Here is a 15,846-nt window from a genome sequence, read left to right on the forward strand (position 1 = left end):
ATCCTCGGCCCAGAGGATTTGACGGGTTGGGGATGGCGGAGGAGGGGCAGGCCTTCAGGGGCGACCAACACCTCGATGCTTCGCGCCACTCCGGGCTGACGGCGGATCAAGCCGGCCCGTTCCAAGGTTAGGATCATCTGGTGCACGGACGGCGGCGTGACCTGGAAATGGCGCTGCATGTCGGTCTCAGCCGGGGGGCGGCCATGGACGCGCGTGTAGGCATCGATGAAGGCCAGGTACTGGCCCTGCCGGTCGGTGAAGCTTTTCTCGGACATCCGCCACACGCTCGATTCATCGGCTGATTCAGCTGGGCCTCTCACGCGGGAGGCCGAGATGAACATATGCTACCGGATTGAGCTGAGCGAGGCCGAGCGCACCCAGCTTCAGACGATGCTCAGCGGCGGCAAGCAGGCGGCCCGAAAGCTCAAGCGAGCGCAGATCCTGTTGGCGGCCGATGCCGGGGTGTCAGACGAGACGATTGCCGAGAGCATCGCGGTGGGCGGCTCGACCGTGTACCGGACCAAGCGCCGCTTCGTGGAGGGCAACCTGGAGCGGGCCCTCAGCGAGGAACCCCGTCCCGGCGCCGCCCGCAAGCTCTCAGGCCCGGAGGAGGCGCTGCTGGTGGCCACCGCCTGCGCAAAGCCGCCGGCGGGCCGGGCCCGCTGGACGCTGGAGCTCCTGGCCGGCGAGATCGTACGGCTCACCCAACACAACAGCCTGTCGCGCGAGACAGTGCGCCGGCGTCTGGCTGAAAATGCCCTCAAGCCGTGGCAGCAGAAGATGTGGTGCGTGCCAAAGATTGATGGCGAATACGTCGCCCGCATGGAGGATGTGCTTGATCTCTACGCCGCGCCGTCCGATCCGCAGCACCCGGTGGTGTGCTTCGATGAAAGCCCCGTCCAACTCATTGGTGAGACGCGCCCGCCGCTCCCGGCCGCACCGGGGCAGATTGAGTGCATCGACTACGAGTACCGCCGCTGTGGCACGGTGAACCTGTTCGTGATGGTGGATGCGCACCGGCCCTGGCGCCGGGTCAAGGTTAGTGAGCAGCGCACGGCATGCGACTTCGCCCGGTGCATGCGCGAGCTTGTGGATGTCGACTTTCCGCAGGCCGAGCGGATCCGGGTCGTGATGGACAACTTGTCGACGCACACGCCCGGCGCGCTCTACGAGGCTTTCCCGGCCGCGGAAGCGCATCGCCTCCTGGGGCGGCTGGAGTACCACTTTACTCCCAAGCACGCGAGTTGGTTGAACATGGTCGAAATCGAGATCGGGGTGCTCAAGGGCCAGTGCCTGGACCGGCGGATCGCCACGCGCGAGGGGCTCGAGCGGGAAATCGCTGCCTGGGAGCGCGAGCGCAACGCCGCCGGGGTCCGGGTCAGGTGGATGTTCACCACCGAAAACGCCCGGGTCAAAATGGGCCGCGCCTATCCCAAAACCGCCTCGCCCGAGCCACTCGCCAAAGGGTCATAATCACTGCGTAGAGGATCTAGTTCCAGACAGGCAATGATCGGAAGCTCGCAGACGCTTGTCTCACCAGCGCGGGGGCTGCGGCTGAGGCTCCACGCGGTCGACATCCATCGACACCTTGATGGTCAGCACCCGTTGGCGGTGTTCGTTTCTGACCTCGACCGTGACCTCGCGGGCGTCACCCTTCGGCAGGCAGTCCCGGCCGATCTCGGCCGCCGTGCAGGCCGCCTCGTGCTCGGCGGCCTCAAGGCTGGCAAACTCCAGACCCTCTTCATCAGGGATGAAGCTCGCTCCCTCGCGCACATCGAAATAGAACCGAGACATCGCTTTTCCCTGAAAAACAAAGATGAATGGTCCTCTCCCCAAGCTTCCTACGCTGATCGACAGTCTCATCGAGGCCGTTCGTGCTGGAGAGCTGGATTCAGCCATCGCTACGGCTGCCGCTGAGCGGGGGCAACTTCTGAACCGCAATGGAAAGCCAAAGACCACCTGAAATTAAACAGGTGAGTTCTCGGCTTCAGGAAGAGAGCTTGGGTCTGGGTATCAGTCCCCATGTGGGGACTGATAAACCCAAGGATGTGTCCTCTAGCAGTCCTGCACTTGGTCAGCTCAGAAAGTCGGCCAAGTTTGGAGCCGCAGGAGTGCCGAGCACTTCCTCGATCGCTAGTGCAACCGACAGTGCCTGCACATCAGCCCCTTCAGGACAAATGATCTGCAGCCCTATTGGGAGACTCCCAGGCTTCTGCGGCAAAGGGATGCTCACGGCGGGACATGCGAAATAATTCGCAGGCTGAGTGTTGCGGGTCATACCCAAAGCAAGATCAAGGGCCTTCTGTTCGTCATCCAGGTCAGCCACGGAAGGTGGAGGCGTTGCGGTCGTTGGAGTGACCCAACCGTCGAGTCCTGAGAATTTCTCGGAGACGCTCTGGCGGGACATGGTTCGCTTCGCCTCAAGAGCGAGATAATCTGCTGCCGTCACATCAAGGCCAGAGGTTGCGCGCTTCGCAACAATTGGATCCATCTGGTCACGACCGGCAAGGAAGCGATCTCGGCCAAGGGTCGCAATAAGGCAAGCCGGGAGAACAGCGGGGAAATAGCGCTCGCGTTCGCTCGCTTCGGGAACAGACACAGGCCTCAACCGGCACCCTGCAGCCGACAGGGCTTCCATCGCACCCTTAATTTGCGCTTCGACGACTGGATCGAGGTTATCAAAAAAGTACTCCTGAGGAATGCCAAGCCGGAGCGCTTCGACCGGAAGAGGGCGGGCTTCCGGTTCGCCTGTGAGCGCAGCCACAGCAATCGCGGCGTCTCGGGCACTGCGCGTTAGCAGGCCAGGCGTATCCAAATGAGGGGCCAAGGGGAAGGCCCCCTCGGTCGAGAAGAAACCGGGTGTCGTCTTGAGCCCGAAAATCCCATTGAACGCGGCGGGGACGCGGACTGAACCGCCCGTATCCGAACCAATGGCGAAGGCACACAAACCGGCAGCAACCGCGACGCCTGAACCGGAGCTCGAGCCTCCAGGCAGGCGCGGAGTTTGCGCGTCCCATGGATTTATAGGTGTGCCCTGGGCACTGGATACCCCTGTAATGCCGAGGGCGAACTCGACGGTCTTTGTCTTACCAAGGATAACGCATCCTGCTTGTCGTAAACTTTTGACCAGAGGACCTTCTGGTCCAGCGATGTCGTCGATGCTCATTTTGGTGCCCGCTGTCGTGGGCATACCTTCGACAACGAACAGATCTTTCACGGCGATCGGTACGCCCATCAGCAGACCAAGATCCGTGCCGGCCGAATAGAGCGCGTCGATTGCGCGGGCGGTCTCAAGCGCCTGTTCGGCGGCAACATGCTGGAATGCGCCGAGCCTCGGGTCGAGCGCTTCGATGCGGGAGAGATAAGCCCGCGTCGCCTGTTCGGATGTTGTTTCGCCAGCTCGAAACCGTCGGGCGAAACCAGAGAGTCCTCCCTGACCAAGTGGATCCTGTTCCAACACGACCATTCAGCGTCCCTCGCAATATTAAAACATGGCCGCTTTCGGCGGCGCTTGTATGCTAACCATGACAGATGTCATTCCGTAGCAGAGGATAATCTCGAGCTAAGCTCTGTCGAGGAAAAAAGTGTTTGGCGGGGCGGGAACGCGCACTAGGTTTAAGTCACTGCAGAATGAGTCTCTTTTTGCAGTGACAGACTTCTTAGCGAAGCAGATAAAAGGGTGAGGAAAAATGAGGATTGCTATCGCCGCTGCATTGGCAGCCACACTGGCCATCGCCGGCGCTCCTGCTCAGGCGCAGGTTGAGGTCGGTGTTATCAACAGCCTTTCAGGTAACTTCGCCGCGTTCGGCGAGCGCTATCGTACAGGCCTTCAGGTTGCACTTGACGAGATCAATGCGAACGGAGGCATCAAGGGGCAGCAGCTCACCCTCACGATCCAGGATGACCGGTCTGAAGCGAAGAGTGCGCTTGCCGCAGCTGAGAGTTTTGCCAGCAAAGACGTTCCGCTTGTCATCGGCTCCTACGCTTCCTCGATCACAGGACCTCTTGCGCAGTTCCTGACACGCCAGAAGGTTCCGATGATCGTTCTGGGCAGCGCCGACGACAGCATCACGAAGCCGGGTTCGCCGTGGGTGTTCCGCGCCAAGCACAACTCCACAATCGTCGGAAAGGCATATTTCGATTACTTCGACTATCTCAAGAATACAAAAAAAGATGTACCTCTTGAGACGGTCGCCATGCTGTACGGCAACGGTGCTTGGCCGACTTCACTGGCGAAGGAAGGCAAGCGTCTCGCCTCGGAGCGTGGGTACAAGGTCGTCGGTGACCAATCCTATGATCAGGGTGTGACTGATTTCCGACCGATCCTCAACCGCTTCCGCGGCGCCAACCCGGATATCCTTTATATTGTATCTTATGCAGAGGATGGTGTCGCGATCACCCGGCAGATGCGTGAGGTTGGCCTCAACGCCAAAGTCATCGCCATCGATACGTCCGCGGCTCTTCCGAGCTTCGTCCAGCAAGTCGGAAAATCGGCTGACTATGTTGCAACGGCTGTGAGCTGGAGCCAGGACGTGAAGTATCCCGGCGCTCAGGAGCTCTATGAGCGTCTGAAAGCAAAGGCCGGCGGTGAGCCGTCATTCTATGAGGCAGAGGGGTACCTTGCGCTGATGGTCGCGGCCGATGCTCTGCGCCGTGCTGACCCGAAGTCGCGTGACTCTGTGCGCGATGCGCTGGCTGCCACCGACATCACGACGCCCGTGACGACAGTGAACTTCAAGAGTGCTGACGGCTTCCAGGGCCAGAACCCAATCCGAAGCCTTATCCTGCAGATCCAGGACGGCAAGCACGTTACGGTATTCCCGGATGATCTCGCTGCGAAGCAGGCGCAGCATCCTACGCCGGAGTGGTCAACCCGCTAACACGGTTGGACCGGCGGCACAGCCGCCGGTCCAATCAAAACGGCAGTCACACATGACGATTGGCTCGTAACCGCGCACCTGCTTGCAGCGGATGAACACGTGACAGCAATCAGGAACAGGAATGGCCGAGTTGGACATTTTTCTACAGAACATCGCCAACGGCGTTCTGATCGGGGGCGTTTATGCCCTCATTGGAATTGGCTTGACCCTTGTGTTCGGCGTCATGCGCACGATCAACTTCGCTCACGGCGATTTCGTCGTGCTCGGTATGTACAGTGCTGTCCTTTTCAACGCTCTGCTCGGATGGGATCCATATCTGTCGCTGCTTCTTGCGATGCCGATCGGCTTCTTTGCTGGCGTCATCGTCGAGCGCTTCATCCTCTCACGCGTCATCGATGCGCCGCCGGAATCGGCTCTTCTGGCGACGCTCGGGATCTCATTAATCATCGGGAATGCAATCCTGCTCACCTTTGGTGGCGAGCCGCGCTCCGTTCAGGTGTCGTATGCCTCATCGACCTTCTCTATTGCAGGAGTGAACGTCTCTATGGTCCTGCTTCTTGCTGGGATCGCCACAGTCATTATGATCGCGGCACTCTATGTGCTGCTGAATCGGACTGAAGTTGGCCGTGCCATCCGCGGCACTGCGGAAAACCGGCTTGGCGCCGAGCTCGTTGGCATTGATACGCGGCGCATCCATAGCATCGTCTTTGGTCTCGGCGTGATGCTGGCGGTCATGGCAGGTGTCACGCTCATCCCGCTCCTGTTTGCAACTCCGACCAACACGGGGGCCGTGTTCACCCTGAAGGCTTTCGTCGTGACGGTTCTCGGTGGGTTGGGGAACGTCGGTGCGGCGATCGCCGGAGGCATTCTGCTGGGTGTGGTTGAGGTTCTGGGCGCCTCTTACTTCATGTCCGAGTACCGTGAGGCTTACGGATTGATTGCGTTCCTGCTGATCCTGCTCTTCCGGCCTGAGGGTCTGTTTGGACGGACGGTGAAACGCGTATGACAAAGCATCTCATTGGACTAGGCGTGCTGCTTGCTGTTGGTATGGCCTACCCGGCCATCTTCCCGAACAATCTGACGATTGCGGTCTCTGTCCTGCTGTTCGCCGGCTGGGCCACGTCCTGGGATCTGCTCGGTGGATGGAATGGCCAGGTGAGCCTTGGCCATGCATCGTTCGTAGGCCTCGGAGCTTATTTTGTCGCCATCGGCCAGAGCCAGTTCGGACTTGCGCCATGGTGGACAATGGCCATGGCAACCGCTGTTGCGGCAGTCCTCGCCTATTTTTGGGGATGGCTGACCTTCCGCCTGCGCGGGCCGTACTTTTCACTTTCCACCATCGCGGTTGCGGAGATCCTCCGGTTGGTCGCCATCAATGAGGAGTGGCTATCCGGAGGCGCTACGGGCGTATTCATTGCAACCCTCCCGGAGCCGTTTGGCATCGATCTCTTCTCCAGAACCGCCCAGTTCTATATGGCGCTTGCCTTCGCGACTGTGGTGATTTCTACCGTCATTGTGATCTCTCGGGCCCGATTTGGCTATCAGCTACGGGCTGTTCGCGAAGACGAGGACTCGGCGATGGCAGCGGGCATCGATCCGACGGCGACGAAGTTGAAGGCGTTCATGCTGTCCGCTGCGCTCACCTCGATCGGCGGCGGAATTTACGGGATCGTACTGGCGTTTATTGAACCGCACGTCATTTTCGCCCTTCTCCTGTCCGTGCAGATCGCCCTCACAGCCATCATCGGTGGGCGCGGGACGATCTGGGGGCCCGCAGTCGGCGCCATCGTGCTGATCGGAGCGGGAGAGATGTTCCGTACCACGTTCGCTGAGGCGAACATGCTCATCTACGGGATCCTGATCTTGGTGGTCGTGCTTTTCGTTCCCCGCGGCATTGTCGGGGAGCTGGCCCGCAGACATATTCGGAGGCTCTATGCCAAACGTGCTCAGGGCTGACGGCATTACCGTCAAGTTTGGCGGGGTAACGGCCGTCAACAACGTTTCCCTATCCCTTAGCTCCGGCGAGATCCTTGGGTTAATCGGCCCGAATGGAGCCGGCAAGACCACACTGTTCAATGCGGTGACGGGCTTTGCCCCCATGCACTCCGGCAGGATCACCTTGCTCGATAAGGATATCACCGCGCTCCCGGCATTTAAGCGGACCCGTTTGGGGTTCGGCCGGACTTTCCAGACAGAACGGCCGTTTGAGGAGTTGACGGTCCTGGAGAATGTGCTCGTTGCCGCGTTCCTGACGGCCAAACGGCGGAGCGAGGCGGAGCGCCTCGCTATGAGTGTCCTCGAGCAGGTGGGGCTGGCGGATCGCGCTCACCAGCCCGCATTAGATCTCAACCTTGCGCGTCGACGGCGGCTGGAGCTGGCGAAGGCGCTTGCCGTAAAGCCGAAGGTGATCTTTCTCGACGAGATCATGGCGGGTCTGAATCCTCCTGCGTTGCGGGAGATGATCGCCTTCGTGAGATCGTTAAGCGCTCAAGGTCTCGCGGTGCTGATGGTCGAACACATCATGGAGGCGATTATTGAGCTGTCCGATCATGTTATTGTACTCGCCAGTGGCGAGAAGATCGCTGAGGGCACTCCGCAGCAGGTAACGAGCAATGAGCGCGTGATCGAAGCCTATTTGGGGACCGACTGATGGGGCAGGCAATTCTGCAGGTTGACAATGTCGACCTTGGGTATGGTGCGCTGAAGGTGGTGTTCGGTGCCACTCTACATGTGGATCGCGGCGAGTTGGTCGGCCTCGTTGGGGGAAACGGTAGCGGCAAATCGACAATCCTCAGGGCGATCTCAGGCATGATTACTCCGTGGAGCGGACGCATCCTATTCGATGGCGAGGAGCTCAAGGGTGCACGGCCCCATCAGATGGCTCGCAAGGGATTGGCTCATGTAGCTATGGGTCGTCAGTTGTTTCCCAATATGACCGTCCGTGAAAATCTGATGCTCGGGGCCTATTTGCCGGAAGCAAAGGCAGCCCGGGACGAGAACATGGCGAAGGTCGAAACCCTATTCCCCGACCTTGTCCGCTACACCAGCGCGATGGCTGGCCAATTATCCGGTGGACAGCAGCAGATGGTGGCTATTGCGCGCGCTCTTATGCTCGGACCCAAGATGCTCATCATGGACGAGCCAAGTCTCGGTCTGTCGCCGCTTTTTGTCAAAGAAGTGATGGCAGCGATCAGGCGGGTCGCCGAGACTGGTCTTCCAATCCTGCTGGTGGAGCAGAATGTGAAACAGGTCCTCGCTGTCAGCCACCGGGTTTACGTGCTCGAGAATGGCAAGCAGGTGCTCGATGGTCCTTCAGAGGAGTTACAAGGGCACCCGATGATCCGTAAGGCTTATCTTGGCCTTTAGGCTTTCACTGATGAGCCTTAAGGCAATCACGGACGGAAACTTCCGGACGATCGTACGGTGGATATCCGCCGGCGCTTTTCTACGACGCAAATTGGGGTGTTTGGCAGCATCATCCGCTGCACTAAGGTGCCAATCTTCTTATTGGGCTGTCCAAGAGCTTCTGAGGAGCTTCTCGACGCTTCTTAGCCGGGTTCCATCCTAGGGGCCAGTCACAGGTTTCTTTGCTTAAGGTCTGGTGCGAGCGCGAGAACTCAAGTTCTCTGTTTTGTGGGATTGTAATGTTCCTACCAGGAGGGGAATTGGCTCTTCAGTATTGTGACAGCCTCAAAACTGGCATGTGAGCTCGACTCCGCCATTTGCCGTTATGGAAGTGTCCTCACATGCCAAGCTGACTATCAACCTGTTATGCACGTCGTCAGATTTGCCGGGCACGTAGAAGGGAAACGAATGGGCATGTCAATCAACAATGCGGTGAGCATTCATCGTCCCGACTCGATTGCCGTTGCTCCATTCGGCTGGATGCTCGGTAAGCCATATCCGCCAGCAGCCGGTGCCACAGCCTACCGGAACGCTGCGACTGCCTTTTGGCAGGAGCATCTGTTCGATCCAGGACCAGATGGGGAAGTAGAGGTCCTTTGGGTGACCTATAACGATGCTAGTCAGGCGATCAATCGCCTAGAGGTTCATCATCTGACCCAGCAAGCGGTCGTACCCCTGATCGGAGAAATCATTCAAGTCGTAGCCTTGAGTGATGGGGAGGGTGCTCCCGATCTCGCCACTGTCCGGGCCTTTCACTTGTCTCCTGGGGTCGGAATTTGCATGCATGCCGGCGTTTGGCATGCGACGCGAACCATTGGGCCGGAAGCCACATGCCTGATGTTAACCCGTCGATCAACAACGGCTGATCTTATCGGTCACCTTGCCAATGCTCATCCAGCGCGGGAGACAAGTCTCAGAGACATACAGCCGATACACATGACAAGGTGAGATCAGCAAAAAGACCGGGAGCACAGCCGGAAACGACCAGTAGAATCCAGTTCTATGCCCATATAAGGAAAGCAGGTTTCTCATATGTACCTTGGTGCTCCGACAATCTGGTGCCTCCTCACGGCAAGTCATTAAAGGTTGAAAATCTTGGACTTCTCTTTCTGGGCACTTCTTGTGATGAAGATGCTGACCAGCGCGGCGATCGTTGTTGGAGCATCGCTGGTGGTGGAGCGAAGCGGTCCGTTCTTGGGCGCTATGATTGTGACCCTGCCGATTTCGGCTGGGCCAGCCTATGTCTTTCTAGCGCTTGATCATGGTTCTGGTTTCATAGCAGCTAGCGCCTTGGCCGGCCTGCCCGTCTCTGCAGCGACGGTCATCTACATGGTTGTCTATGTTGCCCTTGCTCAACGGTTTGGAGTTCTGCCGAGCGTCGGCTCTGCATTAGGAGTCTGGGTCATCGCCATAACGGCTATTCTCAAGTGGCAATGGTCTCTTGGGAGTGCCCTTGCGCTGAACATAGCGGTATATGCTCTCGCCATACCGCTCACGCGCAAATTCTCCACTGCTGCCGTGCCCGTTTCTCCAAAGAAGCGAGCATGGGACGTTCCTTTCCGTGCAGCCTTGGTTATGACTGTTGTCGGCGTAACGCTGGTAGTAGGGAGGACGCTTGGTCCCTCGATCGCTGCAGCGGCTGCTTTGGCTCCTGTCGTCCTCATCAGCGTAGCTTTAGTTCTGCAGCCACGTATGGGCGGCACGGCAGCGGCATCCGTGGTTGCCAATGGCGTGCCCGGTATGCTCGGCTTCGTAGGAGCGCTCAGTCTGCTGCATTTATGCGCCGTGCGCCTCGGAGCCCCCGTCGCGCTAATCTTAGCCTTGGCGGTGAGCATCGGGTGGAACGCCTCATTGATTGCAGTACGGCGCTGGCGTTTAGGGGAGAGAGCCGGGATTTGATCATCCCGACTTTCGTTTATCTGCTTATTGGAAAGCTGCTCACCGCTGTCCGTATTGGGTGTTTTTGAAGAGATCTTTCTGCTCGCGGGGCTGCGAGCGCCAGTACTGCTTGGGTGCATGAACTTGGGCGCCGAGTTTGGCGGCAGCGTGCCAGGGCCAGCGCGGATTGTACAGCATGGCGCGTCCGAGGGAGACCATGTCTGCTTCCTCGCCTCCGATAATGCCTTCTGCTTGCTCAGGTTCGGTGATCAGCCCAACGGCAATCGTTGGTAGACCAACCTCAGCCTTTACTCGCTTTGCATAGGGTACCTGATAACCTGGTCCGAGTGTGATTGCCTGTGCCGGCGAAACCCCTCCGGTGGATACGTGGATGGCGGCGCAGCCTCGGCTCTGAAGAGCCTTCGCCAAGGCGATTGTTCCCTCAATATCCCAACCGTTGGGAACCCAATCCGTCGCGGAAATCCGTACCCAGACCGGCCGATCTGCGGGAAAAGTATCACGGACAGCATCGAAGACCTCAAGTGGGAAGCGCATCCGGTTTTCGAGGCTGCCGCCGTATTCGTCCTCACGCTTGTTAGCAATCGGCGAGAGGAACTGGTGGAGTAGGTAGCCGTGGGCTGCATGGATTTCGATTGCATCGAAGCCTAGTCGTGCTGCCCGCCGTGTGGCATTCACAAAATCATCACGGACGCGCTTGAGGCCATCTCTGTCGAGGGCTGCAGGTACACTCTCGCCCTCAGCATGCGGTATGGCTGATGGAGCCTCTGTCTCCCAACCTAGGGGCTCGTTTGGGCTGATTTGGGCGCCGCCCTCCCATGGGGCTCGGCTTGAGGCCTTTCGGCCTGCATGGGCAAGCTGAAGGGCGAGCGGAATGGCGGAGTGCAGCTTGATTCCCTTCAGCAGACGGGCAAAAGCATCCTCAGTTTCATCGGAGTAAAGACCGAGATCGTACGGCGAAATCCTACCCTGTGGCGAGACAGCTGTGGCTTCAAGGATCAGCAGGCCTGCACCCGATAGGGCAAGTTGCCCAAGGTGGATCAAGTGCCAGTCGTTCGGGAGGCCTCCTTCTGCGGAGTACTGGCACATAGGCGCGATTGCGATTTTGTTGTCCAGTTGAAGATTGCCGATCTGCATAGGCTCGAAAAGGCGGCTCACAATTCACTCCTTTTGCACGGTGATGGTGAAGTGTTGAACTTGCTGGAATGGGATAAGCATGTGGGGTGTTCAGAAGAGATGCATTCACCCTTCCAGACCCGCAAGAGCGAACAGTGTGGCAAGGCGATAGGACCTCGCTCGTGAGCCATATAGACTACTTTGGCAAATTGAGAGCAAAGCTCCTGTGCTGCATCGCCGGAGGTTGCATTGATTGCATCGCGAACCGCAGTGACTCCGGGTATGGTGACCGCAAAGCAAGCTGCCTCTGATCGCCGAACCGACCCTAATGATCGATTTTAGAAACATTGAAACGTTCTTTTGGGCTGCTGCACTGGGCAGCCTGAGAGCGGCGTCTGAGAAGCTCGGGACAACGCAGCCTGCGGTGTCACAGCGTATCGCCTCGCTGGAGGCCGCTCTCGGGGTGCGCTTGTTTGAGCGTGACGTGCGAGGCGTGACACTGACGGCTAAGGGGCAGGAAATGCTCTCGCACGCTGAGCGCATGATGCAGGTGCGACGCGATATGTTGAAGGCGGCCCAAGACCAAAATGTCATGAGTGGCACGATTCGAATTGGTGTCGCTGAAACGATCGTGCAGACTTGGCTATCCACCTTTATTGAGGAAGTGCACAGCGCCTATCCGGCGCTTGTCTTGGAAATCGAGGTCGACAGTACACATGTGCTTCGCTCTCACCTTCGGTCGAGGCAGATCGACATCGCGTTCCTGATGGGGCCTGTTCTCGAGGAGCGGATCGAGAACCTTCCACTATGCACTTATTCGCTCTCGTGGGTCGCTAGTCCAAAACTGCAACTAGAGGGCCCTTTGGTAACGCTGGATCATATAGCAAGTCGGCCCATCATCACTCATCCATCCAACAGCAGTCCTTACCAAATGGTGCGTGATATGCTTATGCGCGCTGGAGTAAAGACGCCTCGCATGTACGGTAGCGCTTCAGTTTCGATGATTGTGCGCATGGCTTTAGACGGTATTGGAACGGCTGTAATCACGCCGGTGTTCCTCGACCAGGAGCTTGCTTCTGGTGAACTGCAGATCCTTGAGGTGGAGAGTGATCCGCTTCCGGATCTCAGCTTTACCGCGAGTTGGATTGATGGTCTCGACAGTCGGCCCATGCGTTCACTTGCCGAACTCGCCCAGGATGTTGCTGTTCGCACTAAGGGCAGAGCGCCCATGGGTTATAAATAGTTTTTATATCCCCCATTAAAACATACGAATAGACAGGCTAAAGGTTCCTAGGATGCTATGTGACCAGGCTGAGGAACGACAGCCAGGTGGCGTATCAAAAGCGCACTGTGACGACATGGGTCCTTTGGTGATCGCCTGAGAGATCCTTAGAGCCGGAAGGCGGACAGAGGCGCTTTGATCCGACCTGAACGTGTTTTCGCTCAACCTCAAGATTGAACCAGAGGATGACACATCATGAAAAGAACCATTTATACCTTCGGAGCCGCAGCCCTGCTGAGCCTGTCTGGTGCAGCTCTGGCTCAGGATCTGCCGAAAACGAACCTCCAAATCGTCGGAGGCCTGAGCAATCTCACGGCCTACAATGACTTCGAAAAGCCGTTCTGGACCAAGACCATTCCTGAGCGTTCGAACGGTCAAGTCACAGCGGAGATTAAAGGCTTCAATGAGATGGGCCTCAAAGGGCCTGAAATTCTCCGCCTGATGTCACAAGGTGTCATCCAGTTTGGTACTGCGACGCTTTCGTACTTCGCGAGCGACAACCCAGTCAACGAAGCAATTGATCTGGCCGGTCTTGCGCCTGATGTGCAGACTGCCCGTAAAGTCACTGAGGCGTTTGAGCCGGTTTACAGCAAGTTCTACGGCGAAGGCTCCAAGGTAAAGCTTCTGGGTATCTCCACCTATCCCGCGCAGGTTCTGTTCTGCAATGCCGAAGTGAACGGCCTTGGTGATCTGAAGGGCAAAAAGGTTCGTACCAGCAGCCGAACTCAGGCCGAATTCGTTGAGGCTTTCGGAGGCGCGAGCGTGACCATGGCATTCGGCGAAGTGGTTCCCGCCCTCCAGAACAAGGTCGTTGACTGCGCCATCACGGGCTCCCTCTCTGGCTATTCTGCCAAGTGGTACGAAGTCTCGACCCACCTCTACGCGCTCCCGATCAACTGGAATCAGCAGATCCACGCCGTCAATCAGGCGGCTTGGGATAAGTTGGATCCGAAGGTTCAGGGATTCATCCAGACCAACATCAAGACATTGATGGACGACATCTGGAAGGCTGCCGATGAGCAGACCAAGCAGGGTTATGACTGCAACACGGGTGCTGCGGCCTGTACGCTGCCGGTCAAGGGCAAGATGAAGCTGGTTGAACCGAGCGCTGCTGACCGTGACCTTCTAAAGAAGGTCCTTCAGGAGACAATTCTGCCGAAGTGGGCGGCACGCTGCTCGGCTGACTGTGTGAAGAGCTTCAACGATACGATTGGCAAGACGTTGAACGTCACGGCCTCTAAATAATTTAGTTCGGCGCGCCGGACTGGTTCCAGAACCGGCGCGTCCCTTCGCACCTCTTGGCCGATCCTTCGCTGATCCAATGCGGCGCGCTCTTGCGCTGACAAGGTACTTCTCATGGCGGTGACCGTACGCCCTTCTTTCCTTGGCGGCTTGAGTCGCGCAGCTGAGCATATGTCCCGCTGGGCCGTATGGTTCGGCGGTGCTCTGACCATCGGCAGTGTGCTGCTGATCTCTTTCGACGTTCTCGCCCGTAAATTCCTTGGCTTCACTACGGGGGGCGCTGATGAGCTGTCGAGCTATGCGTTCGCAATCAGCACTTCATGGGCATTCGCATTTGCAACCCTCCAACGGGCGAATGTGCGTGTTGACGTGCTCTATCAGTATCTGCCTGTTCGGCTGTCGGCCGTGCTGGATTGGCTCTCCGTGGTGGCGCTCGGCGTTTTCATGGTGATGCTGACCTATTATGCCTATGACGTTGCCGCCAGCTCTTGGATTCAGAATTCGGCTGCTAACACACCGCTCGCAACCCCCCTCTATATTCCGCAGGGTCTCTGGCTGTTGGGGCTGATCTGGATGTGCCTGGTGCTGGCACTCATGCTCGTGCGGGCGTCTGTTGCGCTCGTCACAGGTAGAATTGACGACGTTAAATCCATTGCTGGCGTCCGCTCAACCCAAGAAGAAGCCGAAGAAGAAGCCGCCGCGGGCGAGCGCATGGTTAAGGGGTAAGGCGATATGGTTGCCACTGCACTCATCCTCCTGCTCGTCCTAATCGGGCTGAGCATTCCTGTCGGCGCTGCTCTCGGCGTGCTCGGTCTGATCCTGGATCCATTGTATTCCATGCTGCCGCTGACACGTGCCATTGGCGAGTTGGCCTGGAGCACGAACAATGAATTCCTGCTGGTGGCGGTGCCTCTCTTCATTTTATTGGGAGAGATCTTGCTACGGGCTGGATTCGCTGAGCGGATGTATAGCGCCATGAGCCTCTGGCTATCATGGCTGCCCGGCGGTCTCATGCATGCGAATATCGGTGCCTCAACCTTGTTCTCGGCAACATCTGGATCGAGCGTCGCTACCGCAGCTACTGTCGGAACCGTCGCGATCCCGCAGATCAAGCGGTATGGCTACAATGAGCCGCTCTTTCTCGGCAGTCTTGCGGCAGGTGGGACCCTCGGTATCCTCATTCCGCCGTCGATCAATCTCGTGATTTATGGCGTCCTCACCAACTCTTCCGTTCCTAGGCTCTATCTCGCGGGAATCATCCCTGGCTTTATGCTAGCTGCTTTGTTCATGCTGGTGATTGTAGTTGGCTGCACCGTGAAGCCGTCCTGGGGTGGTCACAAAATTCATGCCACCTGGGGCGAGCGTTTTAAGAGCCTGGTCCATCTTGCACCTCCTCTCGGGATCTTCTTTCTCGTCGTGGGCTCGATTTATGCCGGTCTTGCCACGCCGACGGAAGCTGCGGCTCTCGGTGTGACAGGCGCTTTTATCCTCGCAGCATGGTTCCGGCGGTTGACCTTGACGATGCTGCGCGAGTCCATCGAAGGCACGATGAAGGCCACCGCGATGATCATGCTGATCGTGATTAGCGCGGCCTTCCTGAACTTTATTATGTCGGCCACAGGTCTCACTGACGCAATCACCAGCTCGATCACGGGTCTCGGAGTTTCGCCCGGATTGATGCTATTAATTATCATCATCTTTTACTTGGTGCTCGGCTGCTTCATGGAAACACTCTCCATGATGATCACCACCATCCCGATCATTGCGCCAATTATGATCGCTCTTGGATATGACCCAATCTGGCTCGGCATCGTCATCATCGTCTTGGTCGAGGCGGCTCTGATTACGCCACCCGTGGGACTCAATCTCTTCGTCGTGCAGAGTATTCGTAAGGGCGGGTCAATGGGCGCTGTCATTACAGGTGCGTTGCCGTTCGTATTGGCAATGTTCATTCTGCTCGCGTTACTAGCGTTCTTCCCAGGTCTCGCGCTCTGGCTCCCAAGCGTCTTCAGCTAAGTCTTTACA

At 57.9% G+C, this 15,846-nt stretch carries 16 protein-coding genes; 12 read left to right on the forward strand and 4 right to left on the reverse strand.

The genetic code is table 11. The features are described 5' to 3' along the window. The coding region (locus MA07_RS20475; protein ID WP_052003083.1) for a helix-turn-helix domain-containing protein at window positions 1–275 on the reverse strand (275 nt) is incomplete at its 3' end. A 58-nt stretch (window positions 276–333) separates the two neighbouring features. On the opposite strand from MA07_RS20475, the gene MA07_RS20480 reads away from it, so the two are divergent. Next, window positions 334–1,473, forward strand: a complete 1,140-nt coding sequence (locus MA07_RS20480; RefSeq protein WP_036345333.1) for an IS630 family transposase — start codon at window positions 334–336, stop codon at window positions 1,471–1,473. A 60-nt stretch (window positions 1,474–1,533) separates the two neighbouring features. On the opposite strand, the gene MA07_RS20485 is transcribed toward MA07_RS20480, so the two are convergent. Together MA07_RS20485 and MA07_RS20490 are read right to left on the reverse strand one after the other, a co-directional pair. After that, complete coding sequence (locus MA07_RS20485) at window positions 1,534–1,794, reverse strand: hypothetical protein (protein ID WP_036356073.1); 261 nt, start codon at window positions 1,792–1,794, stop codon at window positions 1,534–1,536. Between the two features lie 280 nt (window positions 1,795–2,074). Then, on the reverse strand, window positions 2,075–3,466 hold the full coding sequence (locus tag MA07_RS20490; protein WP_036356076.1) for an amidase: 1,392 nt from the start codon (window positions 3,464–3,466) through the stop codon (window positions 2,075–2,077). A 223-nt stretch (window positions 3,467–3,689) separates the two neighbouring features. On the opposite strand from MA07_RS20490, the gene MA07_RS20495 reads away from it, so the two are divergent. The 7 genes from MA07_RS20495 to MA07_RS20520 all read left to right on the forward strand — a co-directional run bounded on the left by MA07_RS20495 (window position 3,690) and on the right by MA07_RS20520 (window position 10,184). Further along, on the forward strand, window positions 3,690–4,880 hold the full coding sequence (locus tag MA07_RS20495; RefSeq protein WP_036356079.1) for an ABC transporter substrate-binding protein: 1,191 nt from the start codon (window positions 3,690–3,692) through the stop codon (window positions 4,878–4,880). Window positions 4,881–5,001: 121 nt separating this feature from the next. Continuing rightward, entirely contained in the window at window positions 5,002–5,886 is an 885-nt protein-coding gene (locus tag MA07_RS20500; RefSeq protein WP_052003380.1) for a branched-chain amino acid ABC transporter permease, read from the forward strand. After that, the gene (locus MA07_RS20505; protein ID WP_036356084.1) at window positions 5,883–6,836 is read left to right on the forward strand and encodes a branched-chain amino acid ABC transporter permease; all 954 of its coding nucleotides are present in this window, start codon (window positions 5,883–5,885) and stop codon (window positions 6,834–6,836) included. Before MA07_RS20500 ends, MA07_RS20505 begins: the two co-directional genes overlap by 4 nt. Further along, a complete protein-coding gene (locus MA07_RS20510; protein WP_036356086.1) occupies window positions 6,814–7,530 on the forward strand; it encodes an ABC transporter ATP-binding protein in 717 nt (238 codons plus the stop codon). The genes MA07_RS20505 and MA07_RS20510 overlap by 23 nt, the downstream gene beginning before the upstream one ends. Further along, window positions 7,530–8,246 carry an ABC transporter ATP-binding protein gene (locus tag MA07_RS20515; RefSeq protein ID WP_036356089.1) on the forward strand — a complete coding sequence of 239 codons (717 nt, stop codon included), beginning with the start codon at window positions 7,530–7,532 and terminating at the stop codon, window positions 8,244–8,246. Before MA07_RS20510 ends, MA07_RS20515 begins: the two co-directional genes overlap by 1 nt. Before the next feature lie 447 nt (window positions 8,247–8,693). Continuing rightward, window positions 8,694–9,233, forward strand: coding sequence for an ureidoglycolate lyase (locus tag MA07_RS29120; RefSeq protein WP_200879409.1), 540 nt, complete (start codon window positions 8,694–8,696; stop codon window positions 9,231–9,233). 147 nt (window positions 9,234–9,380) lie between these two features. Further along, on the forward strand, window positions 9,381–10,184 hold the full coding sequence (locus tag MA07_RS20520; protein ID WP_152568953.1) for a hypothetical protein: 804 nt from the start codon (window positions 9,381–9,383) through the stop codon (window positions 10,182–10,184). Window positions 10,185–10,223: 39 nt separating this feature from the next. On the opposite strand, the gene MA07_RS20525 is transcribed toward MA07_RS20520, so the two are convergent. Then, entirely contained in the window at window positions 10,224–11,342 is a 1,119-nt protein-coding gene (locus MA07_RS20525; RefSeq protein WP_200879411.1) for an NADH:flavin oxidoreductase/NADH oxidase, read from the reverse strand. A gap of 283 nt (window positions 11,343–11,625) precedes the next feature. On the opposite strand from MA07_RS20525, the gene MA07_RS20530 reads away from it, so the two are divergent. The 4 genes from MA07_RS20530 to MA07_RS20545 all read left to right on the forward strand — a co-directional run bounded on the left by MA07_RS20530 (window position 11,626) and on the right by MA07_RS20545 (window position 15,837). Continuing rightward, a complete protein-coding gene (locus MA07_RS20530; protein WP_036356093.1) occupies window positions 11,626–12,540 on the forward strand; it encodes a LysR family transcriptional regulator in 915 nt (304 codons plus the stop codon). Window positions 12,541–12,774: 234 nt separating this feature from the next. After that, complete coding sequence (locus MA07_RS20535; RefSeq protein ID WP_036356096.1) at window positions 12,775–13,824, forward strand: TRAP transporter substrate-binding protein; 1,050 nt, start codon at window positions 12,775–12,777, stop codon at window positions 13,822–13,824. 111 nt (window positions 13,825–13,935) lie between these two features. Beyond that, window positions 13,936–14,547 carry a TRAP transporter small permease gene (locus MA07_RS20540; RefSeq protein WP_036356099.1) on the forward strand — a complete coding sequence of 204 codons (612 nt, stop codon included), beginning with the start codon at window positions 13,936–13,938 and terminating at the stop codon, window positions 14,545–14,547. A 6-nt stretch (window positions 14,548–14,553) separates the two neighbouring features. Then, window positions 14,554–15,837 carry a TRAP transporter large permease gene (locus MA07_RS20545; protein WP_036356102.1) on the forward strand — a complete coding sequence of 428 codons (1,284 nt, stop codon included), beginning with the start codon at window positions 14,554–14,556 and terminating at the stop codon, window positions 15,835–15,837. Window positions 15,838–15,846: the final 9 nt, after the last annotated feature.

This window comes from Microvirga sp. BSC39 (assembly GCF_000739015.1).
GTDB lineage: Bacteria > Pseudomonadota > Alphaproteobacteria > Rhizobiales > Beijerinckiaceae > Microvirga.